General features: G+C 45.4%; 14 protein-coding genes. 10 read left to right on the plus strand and 4 right to left on the minus strand.

Translation table 11 applies throughout. The features are described from left to right. Nucleotides 1-651 precede the first annotated feature (651 nt). On the plus strand, nt 652-3,099 hold the full coding sequence (locus Q6A92_RS14390; RefSeq protein ID WP_332238511.1) for a glycyl radical protein: 2,448 nt from the start codon (nt 652-654) through the stop codon (nt 3,097-3,099). An 809-nt stretch (nt 3,100-3,908) separates the two neighbouring features. Here Q6A92_RS14390 and Q6A92_RS14395 read toward each other — a convergent pair. Then, complete coding sequence (locus Q6A92_RS14395; RefSeq protein ID WP_332238512.1) at nt 3,909-4,628, minus strand: SDR family NAD(P)-dependent oxidoreductase; 720 nt, start codon at nt 4,626-4,628, stop codon at nt 3,909-3,911. A gap of 335 nt (nt 4,629-4,963) precedes the next feature. Between Q6A92_RS14395 and Q6A92_RS14400 the strand changes: the two genes are divergently transcribed. The 7 genes from Q6A92_RS14400 (at nt 4,964) to Q6A92_RS14430 (ending at nt 11,831) form a co-directional block, all read left to right on the plus strand. Next, on the plus strand, nt 4,964-5,437 hold the full coding sequence (locus Q6A92_RS14400) for a universal stress protein (RefSeq protein WP_332238513.1): 474 nt from the start codon (nt 4,964-4,966) through the stop codon (nt 5,435-5,437). A gap of 438 nt (nt 5,438-5,875) precedes the next feature. Next, nucleotides 5,876-6,010 carry a hypothetical protein gene (locus Q6A92_RS14405; RefSeq protein WP_332238514.1) on the plus strand — a complete coding sequence of 45 codons (135 nt, stop codon included), beginning with the start codon at nt 5,876-5,878 and terminating at the stop codon, nt 6,008-6,010. Nucleotides 6,011-6,280: 270 nt separating this feature from the next. Further along, nucleotides 6,281-7,159, plus strand: a complete 879-nt coding sequence (locus Q6A92_RS14410; protein WP_332238515.1) for a 3D domain-containing protein — start codon at nt 6,281-6,283, stop codon at nt 7,157-7,159. 1,000 nt (nt 7,160-8,159) lie between these two features. Next, the gene (locus Q6A92_RS14415; protein ID WP_332238516.1) at nt 8,160-9,716 is read left to right on the plus strand and encodes a ClC family H(+)/Cl(-) exchange transporter; all 1,557 of its coding nucleotides are present in this window, start codon (nt 8,160-8,162) and stop codon (nt 9,714-9,716) included. 696 nt (nt 9,717-10,412) lie between these two features. Further along, the gene (locus Q6A92_RS14420; RefSeq protein WP_332238517.1) at nt 10,413-10,844 is read left to right on the plus strand and encodes a MarR family winged helix-turn-helix transcriptional regulator; all 432 of its coding nucleotides are present in this window, start codon (nt 10,413-10,415) and stop codon (nt 10,842-10,844) included. An 8-nt stretch (nt 10,845-10,852) separates the two neighbouring features. Beyond that, nucleotides 10,853-11,431, plus strand: a complete 579-nt coding sequence (locus tag Q6A92_RS14425) for a hypothetical protein (RefSeq protein WP_332238518.1) — start codon at nt 10,853-10,855, stop codon at nt 11,429-11,431. Between the two features lie 37 nt (nt 11,432-11,468). Beyond that, on the plus strand, nt 11,469-11,831 hold the full coding sequence (locus tag Q6A92_RS14430; RefSeq protein WP_332238519.1) for a hypothetical protein: 363 nt from the start codon (nt 11,469-11,471) through the stop codon (nt 11,829-11,831). Nucleotides 11,832-12,342: 511 nt separating this feature from the next. On the opposite strand, the gene hcp is transcribed toward Q6A92_RS14430, so the two are convergent. From hcp to Q6A92_RS14445, 3 genes are all read right to left on the minus strand, one after another. Then, a complete protein-coding gene (gene hcp, locus Q6A92_RS14435) occupies nt 12,343-13,980 on the minus strand; it encodes a hydroxylamine reductase (protein ID WP_332238520.1) in 1,638 nt (545 codons plus the stop codon). Nucleotides 13,981-14,025: 45 nt separating this feature from the next. Continuing rightward, the gene (locus Q6A92_RS14440; protein ID WP_332238521.1) at nt 14,026-14,388 is read right to left on the minus strand and encodes a DUF488 domain-containing protein; all 363 of its coding nucleotides are present in this window, start codon (nt 14,386-14,388) and stop codon (nt 14,026-14,028) included. Nucleotides 14,389-14,461: 73 nt separating this feature from the next. Further along, on the minus strand, nt 14,462-14,740 hold the full coding sequence (locus Q6A92_RS14445; protein ID WP_332238522.1) for a ferredoxin: 279 nt from the start codon (nt 14,738-14,740) through the stop codon (nt 14,462-14,464). 870 nt (nt 14,741-15,610) lie between these two features. On the opposite strand from Q6A92_RS14445, the gene Q6A92_RS14450 reads away from it, so the two are divergent. Together Q6A92_RS14450 and Q6A92_RS14455 are read left to right on the plus strand one after the other, a co-directional pair. Next, the gene (locus Q6A92_RS14450) at nt 15,611-15,922 is read left to right on the plus strand and encodes a PTS sugar transporter subunit IIB (RefSeq protein ID WP_332238523.1); all 312 of its coding nucleotides are present in this window, start codon (nt 15,611-15,613) and stop codon (nt 15,920-15,922) included. A gap of 23 nt (nt 15,923-15,945) precedes the next feature. Then, nucleotides 15,946-17,181 carry a PTS sugar transporter subunit IIC gene (locus tag Q6A92_RS14455; RefSeq protein WP_332238524.1) on the plus strand — a complete coding sequence of 412 codons (1,236 nt, stop codon included), beginning with the start codon at nt 15,946-15,948 and terminating at the stop codon, nt 17,179-17,181. Nucleotides 17,182-17,207 lie beyond the last annotated feature (26 nt).

A 17,207-nucleotide genomic window follows, 5' to 3' on the forward strand; every position in this document is an offset into this window, starting at 1 on the left:
ACGATGTAAAAAAAGAATCGCCTGATCGGCTGCTAAATCGGTCCATGACAATGAAACAATCCAAGTCCTGGACCTTGCCGGCTGAGAAAATCGCCATGGCAAAACAGGTTATAATACCCATTAAAAATTCTTTTTTATCACTCTCTGTATAAAAAAATATAAAGGCATCCATTCAGTTGTTTCCGGAGGAATTTATCAAAATGATTTAAGTGACCGTCGGTCTGGCTGCGAAACAAAATTCATGTGGCTTTTTTGTCGGAACGGACGGTTTTGATAAAAAAACCGGTTTCTTTGAGAATGACATGATGAGTGCCGAAAGGGTGCAGACGATGGCTTTGTCCAGTTAGAAAATAGTGATTCTTACGGATTCAAGCAAGCCTTATGAAAGAAGCCCGGTTGAACCATTTAACCTGGATGAAGTTCAGGAGATCTATACTGACAGCAGGCTGGATTCAGACACAGGCCAGCTTATGACAGATAGCGGCGTGATCGTTTACATTCAGCTGCATAAGCAAATATGCACAAATGACCATTTTCAGGGATATTAGAGAGAATCGGCGGATAAGCATTGATCACGTTTACATTAGATGCTATTATGGTTTCGTAAGAAAGAATAAGTAAATTCAAAAGCAATATAGGGGAGGCTTCATAATGACGGCAGAATCAGCGGCTAAAACAACGGCTTCAGGAAAAAAGTCGCATTTTGGACAATTGACACCGAAAATGAAACGTTATCGGGACACAATTCTTGATGCCAAGCCTTACATTGATGCTGAACGGGCTATTTTGGTTACACAAAGTTATAAAGAACATGCAGATGAACAGCTTGACATGAAACGTGCTTATATGCTGGAAAATATTCTGGAGCATATGTCGATCTACATTGAGAATGATACCCTGCTTGCCGGAAATCAGGCCCGGTCCAATCGCTGGGCGCCGGTCTATCCGGAATACTCCATGAACTGGGTTATTGATGAACTGGACACTTTTGAAAAACGTCCCGGCGATATTTTTTATATCACCGAAGAGACAAAAAAGCAGTTGAGAGAAATCGCTCCTTTCTGGCAGCATAACACGCTTGAAGATCGCGGACTCGCTGCTTTTCCGGCACAGAGCCGAGTTTTTTACGATTTAGGAATTATCGGTGCTGATGGAAATATTACTTCAGGTGACGGGCATATTGCTGTAGATTACAAAAATGTGATTAACTACGGTTTGAAGTCATTTGAAAAACGCGTTATAGACGCAAAGAGCAAATTGGATTTGACCGATATTGAAGATCAAAAGAAGCTCTATTTTTATGAAGCAAGCCTTAGAGTAATGAAGGCGATGAAGGATTTTGCTAAACGTTATGCTGATCTGGCTGCCAAAAGAGCGGAAGAAGAAAAGAATCTGGAAAGAAAAGCTGAATTATTGAAAATGTCCCGCATTCTAAATAAGGTTCCTTACGAACCGGCAGAGACTTTTTATGAGGCCGTTCAGTCTGTCTGGCTGGTTCACTTGGTTCTCCAAATAGAATCTAATGGTCATTCAGTTTCTTACGGGCGAATGGATCAGTATCTGTATCCTTTCTACCAGCGCGATCTTGACAAAGCACGGATCACGCCTGATCAGGCGTGCGAACTGCTGACAAACTTGTGGATGAAGACGCTGACGATCAACAAAGTCCGTTCCTGGGGGCATACAGAATTCAGCGCCGGCAGTCCGCTTTATCAGAACGTAACAGTCGGCGGACAGACAGCAGGAAAAAAGGACGCTGTAAATGACCTTTCTTATCTGATTTTACGGAGCGTTGCTCAGGCGCATCTGCCGCAGCCGAACCTGACTGTTCGTTATCATCGTGGATTAAGCGATGACTTTATGCGCGAATGTGTTGAGGTGATCAAGCTGGGCATGGGTATGCCGGCATTCAACAACGATGAAGTCATTATTCCTTCATTTATTAGACGCGGAATCAAGGAAAAAGATGCGTATAATTACAGTGCAATCGGCTGTGTCGAAACAGCGGTGCCGGGGAAATGGGGCTACCGCTGTACAGGAATGAGCTTCATCAATTTCCCGCGCACACTGTTAATTGTAATGAATAATGGGGTCGATCCGGAATCCGGAAAGAAGCTCCTGGAAGGCAGCGGCCACTTCGTTGATATGGAATCGTATGCTGATCTTGAAAAAGCCTGGGACAAAGCGCTTCGTGAAATAACGCGGCAGAGTGTCATTATTGAAAACACCTGTGATCTGGTCCTGGAACAGGATTGCCCGGACATCCTCTGTTCAGTATTGACTGATGATTGCATCGGCCGCGGCAAGACCCTCAAAGAGGGAGGTGCCGTTTATGATTTTATCAGTGGTCTGCAGGTAGGCATTGCCAATCTTGCTGATTCACTGGCTGCCGTTAAAAAACTGGTTTACGAAGATAAAAAAATTGGCCGTCAGGAATTGTGGGATGCGCTGACGAGTGATTTTGCCGGCGAAAAGGGTGAAGGAATTCGTCAGATGTTGCTGAACGAGGCACCTAAATATGGCAACGACGATGATTATGTGGATGAATTGATTGCGAAAGCCTATCATCCGTATATTGATGAAATCTCGAAATATAAAAATACGCGTTATGGCCGAGGCCCGATCGGCGGTCTCCGCTATGCCGGCACCTCCTCAATTTCGGCTAATGTCGGTCAGGGCCACAGCACACTGGCTACGCCGGATGGCCGTCATGCACGCACCGCCCTGGCTGAGGGATGCTCTCCGGAACATTCGATGGATCAAGATGGACCGACTGCTGTTTTTAAATCGGTATCGAAATTACCGACGGAGGATATCACTGGAGGTGTCCTGTTAAACCAGAAAATGTCGCCGCAGATTCTGCAGAATGATGAAAACTGCATGAAACTGATCGCTTTGTTGAGAACGTTCTTCAATCGTCTTCATGGTTACCATGTTCAGTATAATATCGTTTCGCGGGAGACACTGATTGACGCGCAAAAGCATCCGGAAAATTATCGTGACCTAATTGTGAGAGTGGCCGGGTATTCGGCATTCTTCACTGTCCTTTCTAAGGAAACTCAGGACGATATTATTGCCAGAACAGAACAGACGCTGTAAAAATGTTTGAATTTCAGGCTGCTGATTAATAAAAAGAACTCCAGTCTAAACAATTATCAGGCATGAATCCAATCGGGTTCATGCCTTTTTTAGGCGGTCCGGAGTGACGGACGATAATGATGCGGATCCGCTGAAAGCCGGGCAGCAGGAATGTGAGTCAAAGGTTCCCTGCGAGGGGGAATCTGAAGGGGGCCGGAGGCAAACTGCTGAGATGACGAACAGAAACCGATTAGAAGATTTGTGGCGGCAGATAAGCTTTCAAACGAAACAAAGTTCGATGTTTTCCGAATTTCTGACGGGGTCAGACACCTGCACGGAAGAGATGCGCTGTCTTGAGACAAGCCCATGTCGGTTGATCAACTGTTGGCTTCTCATAGGAGAGTCACCCGTTTGGACCGGGATCTGTCTAAATTAACCGGATTTCCAGTATCGGCATCGCGGATCCGGATGAAAGAGTCGTGAGATAAGTGAGACAGAAGAAAAAAATGGAAAAAAACAGCGGTTCCAGACCGTCCGGCCATCTATGACGTGCGCTGGGACCGGTTCTGAGTGAGTCTTTCGGCAGGGAGTGCGGTGATAGAGCAAGATCACACGGACCGGGTCTGTTCGCTCAATGCCGGTCAAAATCAGCTGGGCTGGCGGCGCGGCGGTTAAGGGGAGACTGAAAAAGTCAGGAAGGCCGGCCTGACTGAACGCCTGGAGATTTCATGGAAAACCGGACCCGGCTCTATCAGAAATATTTCTGATAGAGCCGGGAACAGGCTGTATAAGAGTAACCCCGTACTGTATTTTTTCTAAAGCAGCCCTTATCAAACTAAAGTCAGTCCTCCGTCAACGACAATTGTCTGTCCGGTAATAAAAGAGTTTTCCATGAGGAAAATATAAGTCATTGCCACTTCTGAGATATTCGCTGTTCTTCCCAGAGGAATCATACCCGAAAAAAGTTTTTGAGTTTGATCGACTTCTTCCTCCGGAATATCCCGATATAGTGATGTACGTGTCCATGTTGGTGCGACAGCGTTTATGCGTGCCCGGGGAGCAAGTTCTACCGCCAGGCCCTGGACCATGGTTCTGATCGCATCATTTCCTATAATTGCTCCTGACGCGTTATTGGGTTTTCCGCCGGACCCGGCTGTAAATACCATGCTGCCGTTCGCTTTCAGATGAGACGCAGCAAGACGCGCGATACGAAGATTTATAAAGAGCTTGTCATGGATTGTTTTCAGTATAGTTTCCAGTGCGGCATCTAAAAATCCACCGCCCATAAACCCACCGGCCGTTGATACCAAATGGTCGATTTTTCCTATGCTATCAAAAAATTTTTTCAGGTCTTCCTCTTTTGAAACATCGAGAGTATGTCCCTCTACCTGGTTCCCATATTGTTGAAGTTCCGCTTTGACGCTATCTAATTTTTCCTTGTGCCGGCCGACGATTATAAGATTAGCCCCTTTTTGGGCCGCAAGCATGGCTACATGCTTTCCAAAGCCCGCTGTTCCGCCGATAATTAAGATGACTTTATTCTTTAACATGATACAATTTCCTTCTTTAAAAAATCTTTTTTTATTGATCATTTTTTCCTTGCGAATATACTAATTGTAGCATGTTCGATAAATAAGCGTCCATTAACCGAATTTTCGCGGACCTTCTTTTATCAATAGGGAAAGCCGAAAGCCGTTTAATTTTTGAAATAGTAAGGATCTCTCTTATCCGGCTGCTGTGCTTTTTGTCCCCGATCACCGGAAGAAGGGGAGGGGCCTATGGCTTATTCTCATTTAAAATCAAATAGTCGAAGAGATTCTGAAACTTTAATTGACTTGATAAGCTCATGATTCTCATTATAATTAGGAGTTAGGAGTCTGATACTATGTCGGAAACATTATCCCATACAGTAAATGAAAATGGCGGAGTTGCTTATCGTAATATATTGATCGCTGTCGATGAATCCAAGGAGGCCGCTAAAGCCTTCGGGGTGGCTGTCGATCTGGCGAAGAAATACGATGCACATCTGCTGATCGTCTCTTTTTTAAACACAGGTTCACTGGCAGCATTAAAGACTTTTACCTCGCAAATCCATAACATGCGGGCAGAGGTCGCTGACCGGGTAGAAATTTTTAAAAAGATCGCACAAAACAAAGGAGTAAAAAGTGTCTCGGTTTTTACTGGTGAGGATTCACCGGCGTCAGCGATCATCGAGAAGGTGATTCCGCAGTACCATTGCGATCTGATTGTTTGTGGTGCCACGGGAACCACAAAATTAGATCGTTTCCTGATCGGTATCGGCAGTCAGTCCTCGTATATGGCCCGGTTAGCCCCTTGTTCTGTATTGATTGTCCGCTGATTACTCACGTTGCATAAATTTATCGGCCCCATCTTTTCATATATATCCAGAATGCTATTTTCTCTGGCCTGATCAAAAAAGCCAATGGGCCCCCAAAAAAGTGTTCCATCCCGTTTTACAATATTATTCGGTTTATCCAGGGTAACGGCCTTCAGGGATTCCTGTAGGTTTTTGTCTGAAACTGGAGGTGCCGAAGCCTCTTTTTGGCGGAATCCCCAACCATCCTTTAAACCGCCGGCTGATCTTCAGCTGGGAAACGCGGATCTCCGCTTCCTGTTGGGATCAGGAGGAATACACAGGAGTGGATCGGCGACAAAATCATTTGATTCTGCACCGCGTTCTCACTTTGGTAAAAAAATTTTTCGGACGGACATGCTGCTTCAGTCATTTGAAAATGAGCCCGATGGTCCGGCGTTCCCGGCAGATGGTGCGATTTCCTTGGCCAAGGATCCGGATCGTCCGGCCCTGATCATGCCGGGAGAGGATCAGGCGAAAGAAATTTTCCGCCTGATGAATCGGATCACCTGGGAGAATCATCCGGTCGGACTGGATCCCCCGTCTTCCGCGTCGTAGTCACGAACCGTCTGCATGACCGCGTTTTTCTTCAGACGGGAGGCAAAGAACATTCCGTTGTCCGAGAAACGGTCATTGATTCTGCGGGAGAAAAGTTGACGCATTATTTACAAGTGTAATATAGAACGTGCGATCGTATTATAACTGTAACGCTGTTTCAATCGCTTTGTGATATTCGTCCCCTATAATGTAGGATGTTGAAACGATAGTGAACAGTCATTGCTCATGAGGACGCATGAAAAGCATCATATATTAAGGGGGAAAGGCTTCATGCGATTGAAACGAATGCAGAAAGTGACGGCGGCGCTTCTTGCCGCCGGACTGGCGGTACCTTTGACGGCGGGATCGACTTTAGTTCAAGCCAAACAGCCGCAGCAGAAAAGCGAGTCACACGTGAACTATCAGCAGGAAAACGATAATGATTCGTTAGATCAGGCGATAAATGAAATTCAAAAGGAGAAATTAGCGCGCTGGCAACAATTTTACAGACAAAAGGCACTGAGCGGCGAAAAGCAGCTCCAAAGCAAGGCGGCGAAAAATCGTGGGCAGGAAACAGCGGAGTCGGTAAAACCGAAAGCAACTAAGCCGGCAGCAACATCGCCTGTTGCCGCGCAAGCGAAGAAGCCGTCGGTTGAACAAACGGCGGCCCGGAAAGCACCGACTACTGTTGAAACCAAACCGACTGCCGACCGAAAGGCAACAAGCAACGAGCCGGTCCGGCAACTAACGCAGGCAACAGCTCAGAAAACATCGACCGTGCAGGAAACAGCGCCTGTTCGTCAAGCAGCTAAGCCGGAGATCAGCCAAAATCAATCCGGATCTGCGGCTGCGGCACATCCGGTACAGAAGGCTGTCCAGCCTTCGCAGACAACGGCTTCTGCACAATCCTTTGTCGTAACGGCTTATTCGCTGAGCGGCCGGACGGCGACCGGAGTGAATCTGGGAACCCATTCGAATGCCCGCGTCGTCGCTGTCGATCCATCGTTAATTCCACTTGGCTCGAAAGTAACGATTGAAGGCCTCGGGACCTATACGGCAGCCGATACCGGCGCGGCCATTAAGGGCAATCGAATCGATGTACACATGCCTTCCAACCAGCAGGCGGTGAATTTCGGCCGCCGCACATTGAATGTAACGGTACAACGCTAGTCATAAATCATAGAGTTAGAAAAGCCATTCGAAAGAGTGGCTTTTTTTGTGTGTCCGTCGAAGCCAAACAGAGAATGACTGTATCTAATTGCCACTATCACATGGGCTGCCTGTACCGATGGTTCCGTCCTTCCGCGGCGCTGCCGGTCAATGAGCTAATATTGTATTTGTTGATATTAATATCGAATTTCTGCAAAATTCCTTCAGAAACATATGAAATAGAAGATATTCTCACGATTACATTGCTCCCGCTTATTCGTCTTTTCTCACGAATTCAGCTGTATCTGCTTTCGGTCCAAGCGGTGGCAGCGGTAATGGCAGTCGGCCGATCCGTCCGTTAAAGCCGTACAAGGGCTATGATTGCCTGATCTTTTTGCAGCCGGCTAATTCTTGGTTACCCCATTATTGCGTTCTTATCTGAGACTTCTGAAGGGAGGACTTTCCTAAAAACGTTTAATTCGCAGATACATAACATACGGGCGAAGATAACTGACCGGGTAAAATTATGGGTGGATTATTTTATTATTCGATGCATGTCAATCATTTTGGGATGCGCTGCAGGTAACGGCATCGGCTCTGCTGACACGTAATCCCTGGTTTTTGCCTATCCCTCTATTGGGTTTTTGTGCATGTTTATTTTTTATAATATAATATTCCCTGTTGAATAAGCATTTAAAACAAAAGTATGGTGAAGAATTTCAGGATTAAAAAAAGACGACTCATAAATTGATCCCGTTTATCCACTGATTCCGATTTCCATTGAAAGCCAAGGCTAGTCTCTGAGTCCTGACTGGCTTAAGAAATTACAGGATGGTAAAAGAAAGGGAAGCACCCTAAACAAAGTATCCTTTTTTACGGAATATTGTCTTTTATAGAGATTGCCCTTCATATCATATATTGAACGAACGTTACATAAAAATGGGTCAACGCATCTTTAATTTTGTACAGTCACGATTATTCACGAAAGAAATGTGTTTAGCGAGAGCGGTGAGTTTGACTCTTGAAACAAGCTAAGACAAAGTCAGCATTCGATGCCACACGTTTATTATTTATTCTAAAAGGTTTGGTAGTTGGCATTCTGACGGGATTTGTAGTCAGTCTTTTTCGCATACTCATTGAGGGATCATTGCATCTATGGACAAAGTTGTATCAGTTTATTCCGGGTCATCCGCTGATCGTTTTCGCAGCGATACTGTTGAGTTCATTGTTGGCAATCATCATCGGTCTCATTGTCAGGCCGCAGCCCAATATTATGGGATCCGGTATTCCCCAGGTTGAAGGCCAACTGGCAGGAGATCTTGAAATGGACTGGCGGCAGGTTTTATGGCGCAAGTTTGTCACGGGCGTTCTGGGCATCGGGGCCGGCCTTTTTCTCGGACGGGAAGGCCCGTCCATTCAGTTGGGGGCTGCTGTAGGCCAGGGTATGGCCCAGGGACTTAAAGACAACGGGATATCGCGCCGGGTTTTAATTGCCAGCGGTTCTGCCGCCGGCCTGTCCGCGGCCTTTAACGCGCCGATAGCCGGGACCTTGTTTGTGCTGGAGGAAATCTATCATAATTTTTCTCCGCTCGTCTGGATGGCTTCCCTTGCCGGGGCAATCGGTTCTGATTTTGTTTCATCAAACTTTTTCGGCTTAGTGCCCGTCTTACATATCAGCTACTCGAGGAGTTTTCCTCTCTATCTGTATTGGCATCTCATTTTACTGGGGATTGTCCTCGGCCTGTTCGGTTATTTTTATCAGAGAGTGCTGCTCGTCATGCCGCAATGGTATGCCCGATTCATCAGACTGCCCCGCTGTTTTCACGGCCTTATTCCCTTTCTCCTGGTCATTCCGATCGGCATTTTTTGGCCGCATACGCTGGGCGGAGGGAATGCCACTATTTTGGAAATGGGGCATTTCATTCCCGGATTGATGATCTTATTGGGATTATTTGTACTTCGCTTTATTTTTTCGATGATTTCATACGGCTCCGGACTGCCCGGAGGCATCTTTCTGCCGATTCTGTCTCTTGGAGCCCTGCTGGGGGCTATTTACGGCACGATTATGTCCAGATTGGGATTGCTGCCTGATATCTATATCATGAACCTGATGATTATCTCAATGGCCGGGTATTTTGCCGGAATTGGGAAAGCCCCTTTTACTGCAATTATTTTGATTACTGAGATGGTCGGATCGCTGCAGCACTTAATGCCCCTTGCCGTTGTGTCGCTTGTCGCTTATCTTGTTGTCGATATGCTCGGAGGAGCTCCGATCTATGCGTCGTTCCTGACCCGCCTCAATCTGGGGAAGAAGTTAAATGAATTAAGCGGTAAAAATGATCGGATAGAGATCCCGGTTTTTCTTGAAAGCAGCCTGAATGAACGGCAGGTTCGTGATGTGAGCTGGCCCAGTCACAGTCTTCTTATTGCCATTCGTCGAGGCGATCATGAGCTTATCCCGCACGGAGATACCGTTATCCGCTCCGGAGATACACTTGTCCTGTTAACCAGTTGCAATGAAGTCAGTACGGTTCGCAGGAGAGTCCTGGAAATGAGCGGAGTAAAGCCGGATCTGTAGACAGTTAAAGACGGCATCATGCCGCCGGAAGAAGCGTATCAGGCCAAACGAAATCGAGTAAGAATTCTGATTGCCAGCAGTAGGAGGGACTTATGTCTCTTCGATCGAAGAAAAATCGTCAGGGAAAATTCAGATACAGGCAGAATAGAAAACAATTAGGTTATAGTTAATCCTTAAATTTTTTCTTTCCAATGCTTTTGTCATGTCTATATGGTATGGCCAATGACCGCTTGTTGCTTCACCCAGTTGCCGGTTTCTTCAATTCTTCATATGAGGGCTTACCGTGTATAAATATTTCCTTTGTAAAAAGACATTTTTTATGATCTGATCATTCAATCCAATTTTTTGCTCTGTCGAAATTTTGGCATAGTTGGCAGCGGATCCATGTCATCCAGACCGTCCGGGACAAAAATTAAATTAGGCTCCCGGGCGATTCTTTTTTAAGAAGGTGGCTTGAAATCGGAAAGAGGTGCGCGACGATTCGTATCCAGCCCCCGTCATAAGTACCCTTTTCAGGATAAAGAGTGACTGAAAAAATGGGTAAATGCCTCTTTTTATTCCTGTGCAAAAAACCGCCCAATTTAAGTGGTGCCATTTTTTAGTAAACTTAAATTTATTATTATTTCCTTTATTAGTTGATTTATTGATTATTTAGTAACATAATATGGACTATATTGTATTTGGGAGAGATTGCCTATGGACCCATCGGCTGCGAAAGAATATGTGACGCTGATCTCCAATTTGTTCACTCATTATCAGGGCTTAAATAGGGGATCTATGAAAGTCACTCACCTTCAGGGACATATTCTGGAGTTCATGTACAGCAAACAAAAAGCTCTCAACCTCAAAGAGATCAGCGAGGGCCTGGAAATAGCCAAACAGCAACTGACCCATGTCGTCAGCGGGCTTGAGAAAAAAGGATATCTGATCAAAAGACCTGATGAGCGGGATAAGCGCGCGGTCCTGGTCACACTAACGCCGGCCGGGAAAGCTATGGAGGAGCAGAAATGGAGGGTATTATACCAGAAATTCATAAAAAGCTTCAATCGGCTTACCGAGGAAGAACAGTTTGATTTCTGTTTCGCGCTGCACAAAGTCAACACATTATTACAAAAAATGGGAGGTTGAATTTTCTCATGTCAGGAGAGTTCTCGTTCGGCATCTATCCGCTGAGTGCGGCGGGCACGCCTTTTGGCCTGGCCACGGGTCCCGCGGACGACTATAAAAAGGTAAAGGCTGCGCTTGCCGACCTCAATAATGGAACAGCAAGGCTGGCTCCAAGAGTCTATCTGATTTATACACCCGAATGGGAGAAAAAGATGTTTGCACTGGCGGATCGATACCGCGCTGCCGGCCTGCTTGGCGATCTGACAATAGGCTGCGGAAACTGGACGGAGCTTCAGGAGAATTTTGCTCTGGAACATTGGTACGCTTTCATCCGGAAAATCATAGAACGCTATCATGCATCCCTGTGCTCGCTGCAAATCACCAATGAGCCCAATTTTGTCCTTTATGGAAGGTTCAAAGCCGTATATTCTGCAGGCTCTTACGGAGGGGGTCCTGACTGCCAAACAGGAGTGCCGAAAGCGGGGTTTTTCCATTCCGGTAGGGTTCGGTTCGGTGCCGGACGGCCCGGCAGCGGTACCGGACTTCTGGAATCAGCTGTCGGGGGTCAAAGCGCCATTTCAGGATGCCGTCGATTTTGTCGGGCATAACGTCTACGTGGATGTCTTTGAGGAGAGACCGCTCGACTTGCCGGAAATCTCCGCTGCAGCAGAACGGGCTTTACGGGAACTCAGAAACAATCTGAAAACGGCAGGCTTCACGGATAATGTTCCGATCCGCATCACTGAAAACGGATGGCCGACCGGCAAACACCCGTTTACTAAGCTGGAAAGATCTTATCAGCGTCAGTCGCAGGTGCTGGAGAAAGTGATCCGGACAATTTACAGTCTGCGGATCCAATATCATGTTTCGCAATATACTCTTTTCGGACTCAGAGATGCGGATACCCATAAAGACGACCTTTTCCATCAATACGGGATCCTGAGAGACGATTACTCTCCAAAGCCCGCTTATGCGCTATACAAAAAACTGATTCAAGAATTGATGTAGAACAACTGCTCGAGAAATGAGAAGATCAAACCGGCAAAGGGGATTGTCTGCAGAAAAAAGTGCCCGAATGACTGTTTCATGTGCGAACCGACACAATTTACAGTTGGCCGTTTAATGCCAAAGGTCTTTATTTTATACAGATTCGCGGACTGCCGCTATGGATGCTCAGATTGCGGCAGTGTGCAATGTTACACTCAGAAATTTTATTGATCAGTAGACATTGAAAAGGGACAGTAAAGATTCTGCCCAATGAGGCAGTCTCAAATAGGTTCATAGCATCCCCCCAAAAAAAGTTATGATGAACAAAACCAGCCCGCGATCGCAGAATCGCGGGCTAATTGGAGTAGATCAACCTTCCGTCTCCAAACAGAGCCGTCAAACGAAGAGGGCTGGCATTGATAACAGTATAGATGCCGGATCGGGTAAGCAACTTTCTTTCTATACAACGTCTTTTACAGGCCCATCTGTTTTCTTTGCCTTCTCATATGCATCAAATGGTGAGAAAGCAATATTATCCGAAAAACAGGTCCAGATCTTCCTTTACAGAATGAATTCCCGAGATCCCGAATTTCCTGACCAGCAGATTGGCAACGTTGGGGGACAGAAAAGCGGGTAAAGTCGGCCCCAGATGAATATTCTTAATACCCAGATACAGCAGTGCCAGCAATATGATCACTGCTTTCTGTTCGTACCACGCGATGTTGTAAATAATCGGTAAATCATTAATATCTTCCAGGCCGAACACTTCTTTTAGCTTCAGTGCGATGGCAACAAGGGAGTAGGAATCGTTGCACTGCCCTGCATCCAGTACGCGGGGAATGCCGTTGATATCGCCCAGGTTGAGTTTGTTATATTTATATTTTGCGCAGCCGGCCGTCAGAATTACCGTGTCTTTAGGCAGCGCTTTGGCAAAGTCGGTGTAGTATTTTCGCGATCTTACTCTGCCGTCGCAACCGGCCATCACAACGAACTTCTTAATCGCTCCGGATTTGACTGCATCCGCCACTTTATCGGCCAGCGAAAAGAGTTGATGATGGGCAAATCCGCCGACGATTTCGCCGTTTTCAATTTCTGCAGGCGGCGGGCATTTCTGAGCGGCCTTGATTATTTCAGAAAAGTCTTTTGGCTCCCCGATTTCACCCGGGATATGTTTACATCCGGGAAAACCTGCGGCTCCTGTCGTATATAGCCTGTCTTTATAACTGTCTTCCGGCGGAACAATACAATTTGTCGTCATTAAAATCGGACCATTGAAACTTTCAAATTCCTCTTTTTGCTTCCACCAGGCGTTTCCATAATTGCCTATGAAATTCGAATACTTTTTAAAAGCCGGATAATAGTGTGCAGGCAGCATTTCCGAATGGGTGTATACATCTACGCCCGTCCCCTGCGTCTGTTGGAGAAGCATTTCGATGTCATGCAGGTCATGCCCGGAGATCAGAATGCCGGGCCGATTGCCGACACCGGTTTTCACTTTTGTGATTTCCGGATCACCGTAGGTGTCTGAATTTGCCTGATCCAGCAAGGCTAAGCCTTTCACGCCGTATTTTCCGGTTTCCAGGACGAGAGCGGTTAACGCATCTGCTCCAAGGGAATCATCCAGTGTCTTTGCGAGCGCACGTTGCAGGAAAGCATCCACTTCCTCATCGTCTTTTAATAAAACGTTGGCATGCCTGCTGTATGCGGAAAGCCCTTTCAAACCATAGGTGATCAGCTCGCGCAGGCTGCGGATGTCCTCATCCTTTGTTGAAAGCACTCCGATATGAGTCACTTTGCGGTCGGATCCTCCGCCATTTCCAAAGGTCCAGACAGATGCATCAGGGAGATTTTCTTTGTTCGTCAGCTTGTCAATCAGTTCTTTCCTTTTTTTCAGTGTAGAGACGACACGTGAGCGAATCACACGTTCATCGAAATTTGCATTGGTGATCGTTGTAAATAAATTCTCGGTAATCAAATGATTGGTTTCGCGATCAACTTTTTTCCCTTCGGCGCGCAGCCGGGTCGTGATCGCGGAAATTCCTTTTGTCACATACATCAATAAATCCTGGGCGGCAGCTACCTCCGGTTTTTTGCCGCAGATGCCTATCTGCGTGCATCCGCTGCCTCTTGCGGTTTCCTGACACTGAAAACAAAACATTGCGTTTTCCATCCGTCATCCCTCCGTTTTTAAAGCCTGTTTGATAGACTCAGATATTCACATGTTGAAAGGGTTCTGCAGAAAAGCCTGAAGAATGGGCACATGGCTTACTTCTACATGCTTTGCTGCAGAGAGCAGTGTGACGGTTTGCGCCTGTCCGAGCTGTGCAAGCTGTTCTAGCGCTTTTTTCTTTTCCTGATCATGTTCCAGTTCTTTTTCATAAGCCTCTTTAAATGCAGCGAATTGGTTCCGATGCCGGTGATACCATTGACGCAGGCCGGCACTTGGCGCGACATCTTTCATCCAATGGTCCAGCTGAGCGCGTTCTTTTGAAATGCCTCTGGGCCAGAGTCTGTCGACGAGAATGCGGATGCCGTCTGAAGACAATTTTTCTTGATAAATTCGTTTGATCTTTATCAATGGCTCATCCTCTCTTCATTGTGATAAAAATCAGAACGGAAAAAGTATTTTAGAACAAGGCATCATAGATCATTTATCCCTTTGAACTGGCCGTTTTAAACGGCACGTCCGATACTTGAATGGACTCCGTGGGGCAACCCTCGTAGGCGTCATCCAAGTCCATTAACAATTCTTCGGGAATCGGCCGTATTCCCTGATTGTTATCGATGATTGAAAAAGCAAGTCCTTCGTCATCCGCATCAAAAATATCAGGAGCAGCCATTTGGCAGGCTCCGCAGGAGATGCAAGTGTCCCGGTTGACGATTGTAAATTTAAGAGGCTCTGCACTATTTACACGTTTTGATTCATTCAATTGACTCTTCACCTTCCCCAAAAATGGATCGGATCACAGAAAACCGATCCGGCATGATCATCTGCCTTTGCCGGCAGCCATTTGAAAACAGCGAGGCCGCTGTTCTGCAGATACGGCTTATACTTCGGGCCGAACGACTTTTCCGGACGCTGGAACCCCGGTCATTCCCTGCAGAGGAACCAATTTTTCCTTTGTTCCGGAATGGCGGAGGCCTCTGCACTGCATCGCTCTGCAATTTAGCGATCGGTTTTTTCGGTTTTTAAGGATAAGTGAAAAGTAGTCTGGGTGACTGATCGTGGCAAGTTCTTCCTTTCGCGGACAAGTTTCGAAAAGTAAAGATATCCATGCTTTTGCTCCTCAGTAATTATTTTAACAACAAGAGTCATTTTGATAACTTCCAGCAATTATGATACAGGTGAAATGAACAGAATACCTTGATCCGGATCAAGTTTCATTCACTAATGTAACCGATCGCATAGGTTTCATATTCTTGAATCAGAATGGGGTCGGAATTTGCCTTTTTTGATGGTCGTCAGGGCGGGGGAGGCACGTTGAATCGGAATCTCGGAGGAGGGTCTGATTTTTTATTATTCTAGTGGATTTATTATCTCTGCTTTGATGCTTGACGAATCGGGAGAAAGCAAGGAGTGAGAAAAACAATACTCTAAGTAGATTACCATTAGGCCAGCACAACTCGAAAATATTTGGCTGTTGTCGAAATAGATACAAAACGGTGCCTCTCAGCCCCCTAAGCTTCTGACACTACCACAACCTCTTGCCAGGTTTCCTACTCGTGAGGCAAATGTTTATTTGAGGTAAGCGTTTAACCATCATAAAATCAAAGTATCCGATGGAGATAGGGGGATTCTTATGAAAAACTTAAAAGTTTTATTAGTATGCGGCTCAGGAGCTTCGAGTGGATTCATGGCTACTAACATGAATAAGATCGCAAAGAAAAAAGGAATTTCTTGCAAGGCCTTAGCGAGAAGTGCTAGTGAAGTGGACTCGTACATTGATTCTGTTGATGCCATTATGATAGGACCTCATATGAAACATCTTGAACCTGAAGTTTCTGAAAAGGCTAAAGGAAAGGATGTAAAGGTCATTGTGATGAAGAAATCATACTACGCTATGTTAGACGGAGAAAAAGCTTTAGAACATTTATTATCTTTTTTCAATTAACAGGTAACTGGGGGAAAATGAAAATGCAAAAGTTTATGAAATGGATGACCGATGTTGTAGGTCCTAAAGCAGATGCCATTGCACAAAATCCTTGGGTTGCGGGTATCCAAGATGCCATAAACAGGATTTTACCTATGATCTTAGTCGGTTCATTAATTACAATTTATAATGTTGTCCGCAATTATATAAATAAATTGCCGGACATGTCAGATATTAGGAGTTACACATTTGGGTTAGTTGCTCTCTTTATGGCATTTCTAATTCCATATTTCATTATGGAACATAAGAAGCACGACAATATGAAATATATTGCGGGATTAACCGGTCTTTCATTATTTATGATTACCGTTAACCCTCAGGTATTAAAGACTGGCTATCTTTATCAATTTGATTACTTTGGTGCAGGTGGTATGTTTGTTGCGATTATTGCAGGTTTATTTGTTGCCGTTATTATGAACGTCTTTGCATCGGTTTCTTTCTTCAAGGAAGATTCTGCGATGCCTCAGTTTATTCAACAGTGGTTTGATGCATTAATTCCCATTTTTATTGTTGTTTTTGTTGGCTGGCTTATTGTCATTCAAATTAAATTTGATTTGTATAATTCTATTATTGCCTTGTTTAAACCATTAATTTCTGTGGCTCAAACGTATCCGGGAATGCTACTGCTCTACCTGATTCCGACAATTTTCTTCTCACTCGGTATAAGCGGATGGGTATTTACACCCATCTTAACACCAATTGCCTTAACAGCTATTACTGCAAATGCTGCAATTGCTGCTGCGGGTGGACATGCCGTAAATATCTTTTGTGATGAAGTTACGTTTGCCCTTATTGCTTTGGGCGGACGTGGCTGTACACTGCCGCTTTCAGTAATGATGCTAAGAGCAAAATCTCAAAAGCTAAAGGCTATTGGAAAAACGTGTATTGGGCCAAGTATTTTGAACATTAATGAGCCTCTTGTATTTAGTACGGTAGCTTGGAATCCTATGTTAATGATTCCGATGTGGATCAATGCTGTAGTTTCAGTAACCATTGTTTATTTTACATTGAAAGTTGGCTTGGTGGCTATTCCAACGGCCGTATTCTCTCTGTGGTACACCCCGTCATTCCTTCAAGGATTCTTTGTTTCAGGTTTTGGAGGTGTTGTCTTAACAGCCGTGGTGTTTGCTGTAACATGGTTAATTTGGTACCCATTCTACAAGATTTATGATAACAAATGTTTAGCTGCTGAAGTTGCCGGTGTTGAAGATGATGACTGAGATTACTTACCATAATGGGTCAAGAG

It is taken from the genome of Sporolactobacillus sp. KGMB 08714 (genome assembly GCF_036598985.1).
GTDB lineage: Bacteria > Bacillota > Bacilli > Bacillales > Sporolactobacillaceae > Sporolactobacillus.

Bases quoted from the DNA above. Each gene is read 5' to 3' on its own strand.
- Q6A92_RS14390 (WP_332238511.1), top strand. From the start codon at position 652: ATGACGGCAGAATCAGCGGCTAAAACAACGGCTTCAGGAAAAAAGTCG.
- Q6A92_RS14395 (WP_332238512.1), bottom strand. From the start codon at position 4,628: ATGTTAAAGAATAAAGTCATCTTAATTATCGGCGGAACAGCGGGCTTT.
- Q6A92_RS14400 (WP_332238513.1), top strand. From the start codon at position 4,964: ATGTCGGAAACATTATCCCATACAGTAAATGAAAATGGCGGAGTTGCT.
- Q6A92_RS14410 (WP_332238515.1), top strand. From the start codon at position 6,281: ATGCGATTGAAACGAATGCAGAAAGTGACGGCGGCGCTTCTTGCCGCC.
- Q6A92_RS14420 (WP_332238517.1), top strand. From the start codon at position 10,413: ATGGACCCATCGGCTGCGAAAGAATATGTGACGCTGATCTCCAATTTG.
- Q6A92_RS14425 (WP_332238518.1), top strand. From the start codon at position 10,853: ATGTCAGGAGAGTTCTCGTTCGGCATCTATCCGCTGAGTGCGGCGGGC.
- hcp (WP_332238520.1), bottom strand. From the start codon at position 13,980: ATGGAAAACGCAATGTTTTGTTTTCAGTGTCAGGAAACCGCAAGAGGC.
- Q6A92_RS14450 (WP_332238523.1), top strand. From the start codon at position 15,611: ATGAAAAACTTAAAAGTTTTATTAGTATGCGGCTCAGGAGCTTCGAGT.
- Q6A92_RS14455 (WP_332238524.1), top strand. From the start codon at position 15,946: ATGCAAAAGTTTATGAAATGGATGACCGATGTTGTAGGTCCTAAAGCA.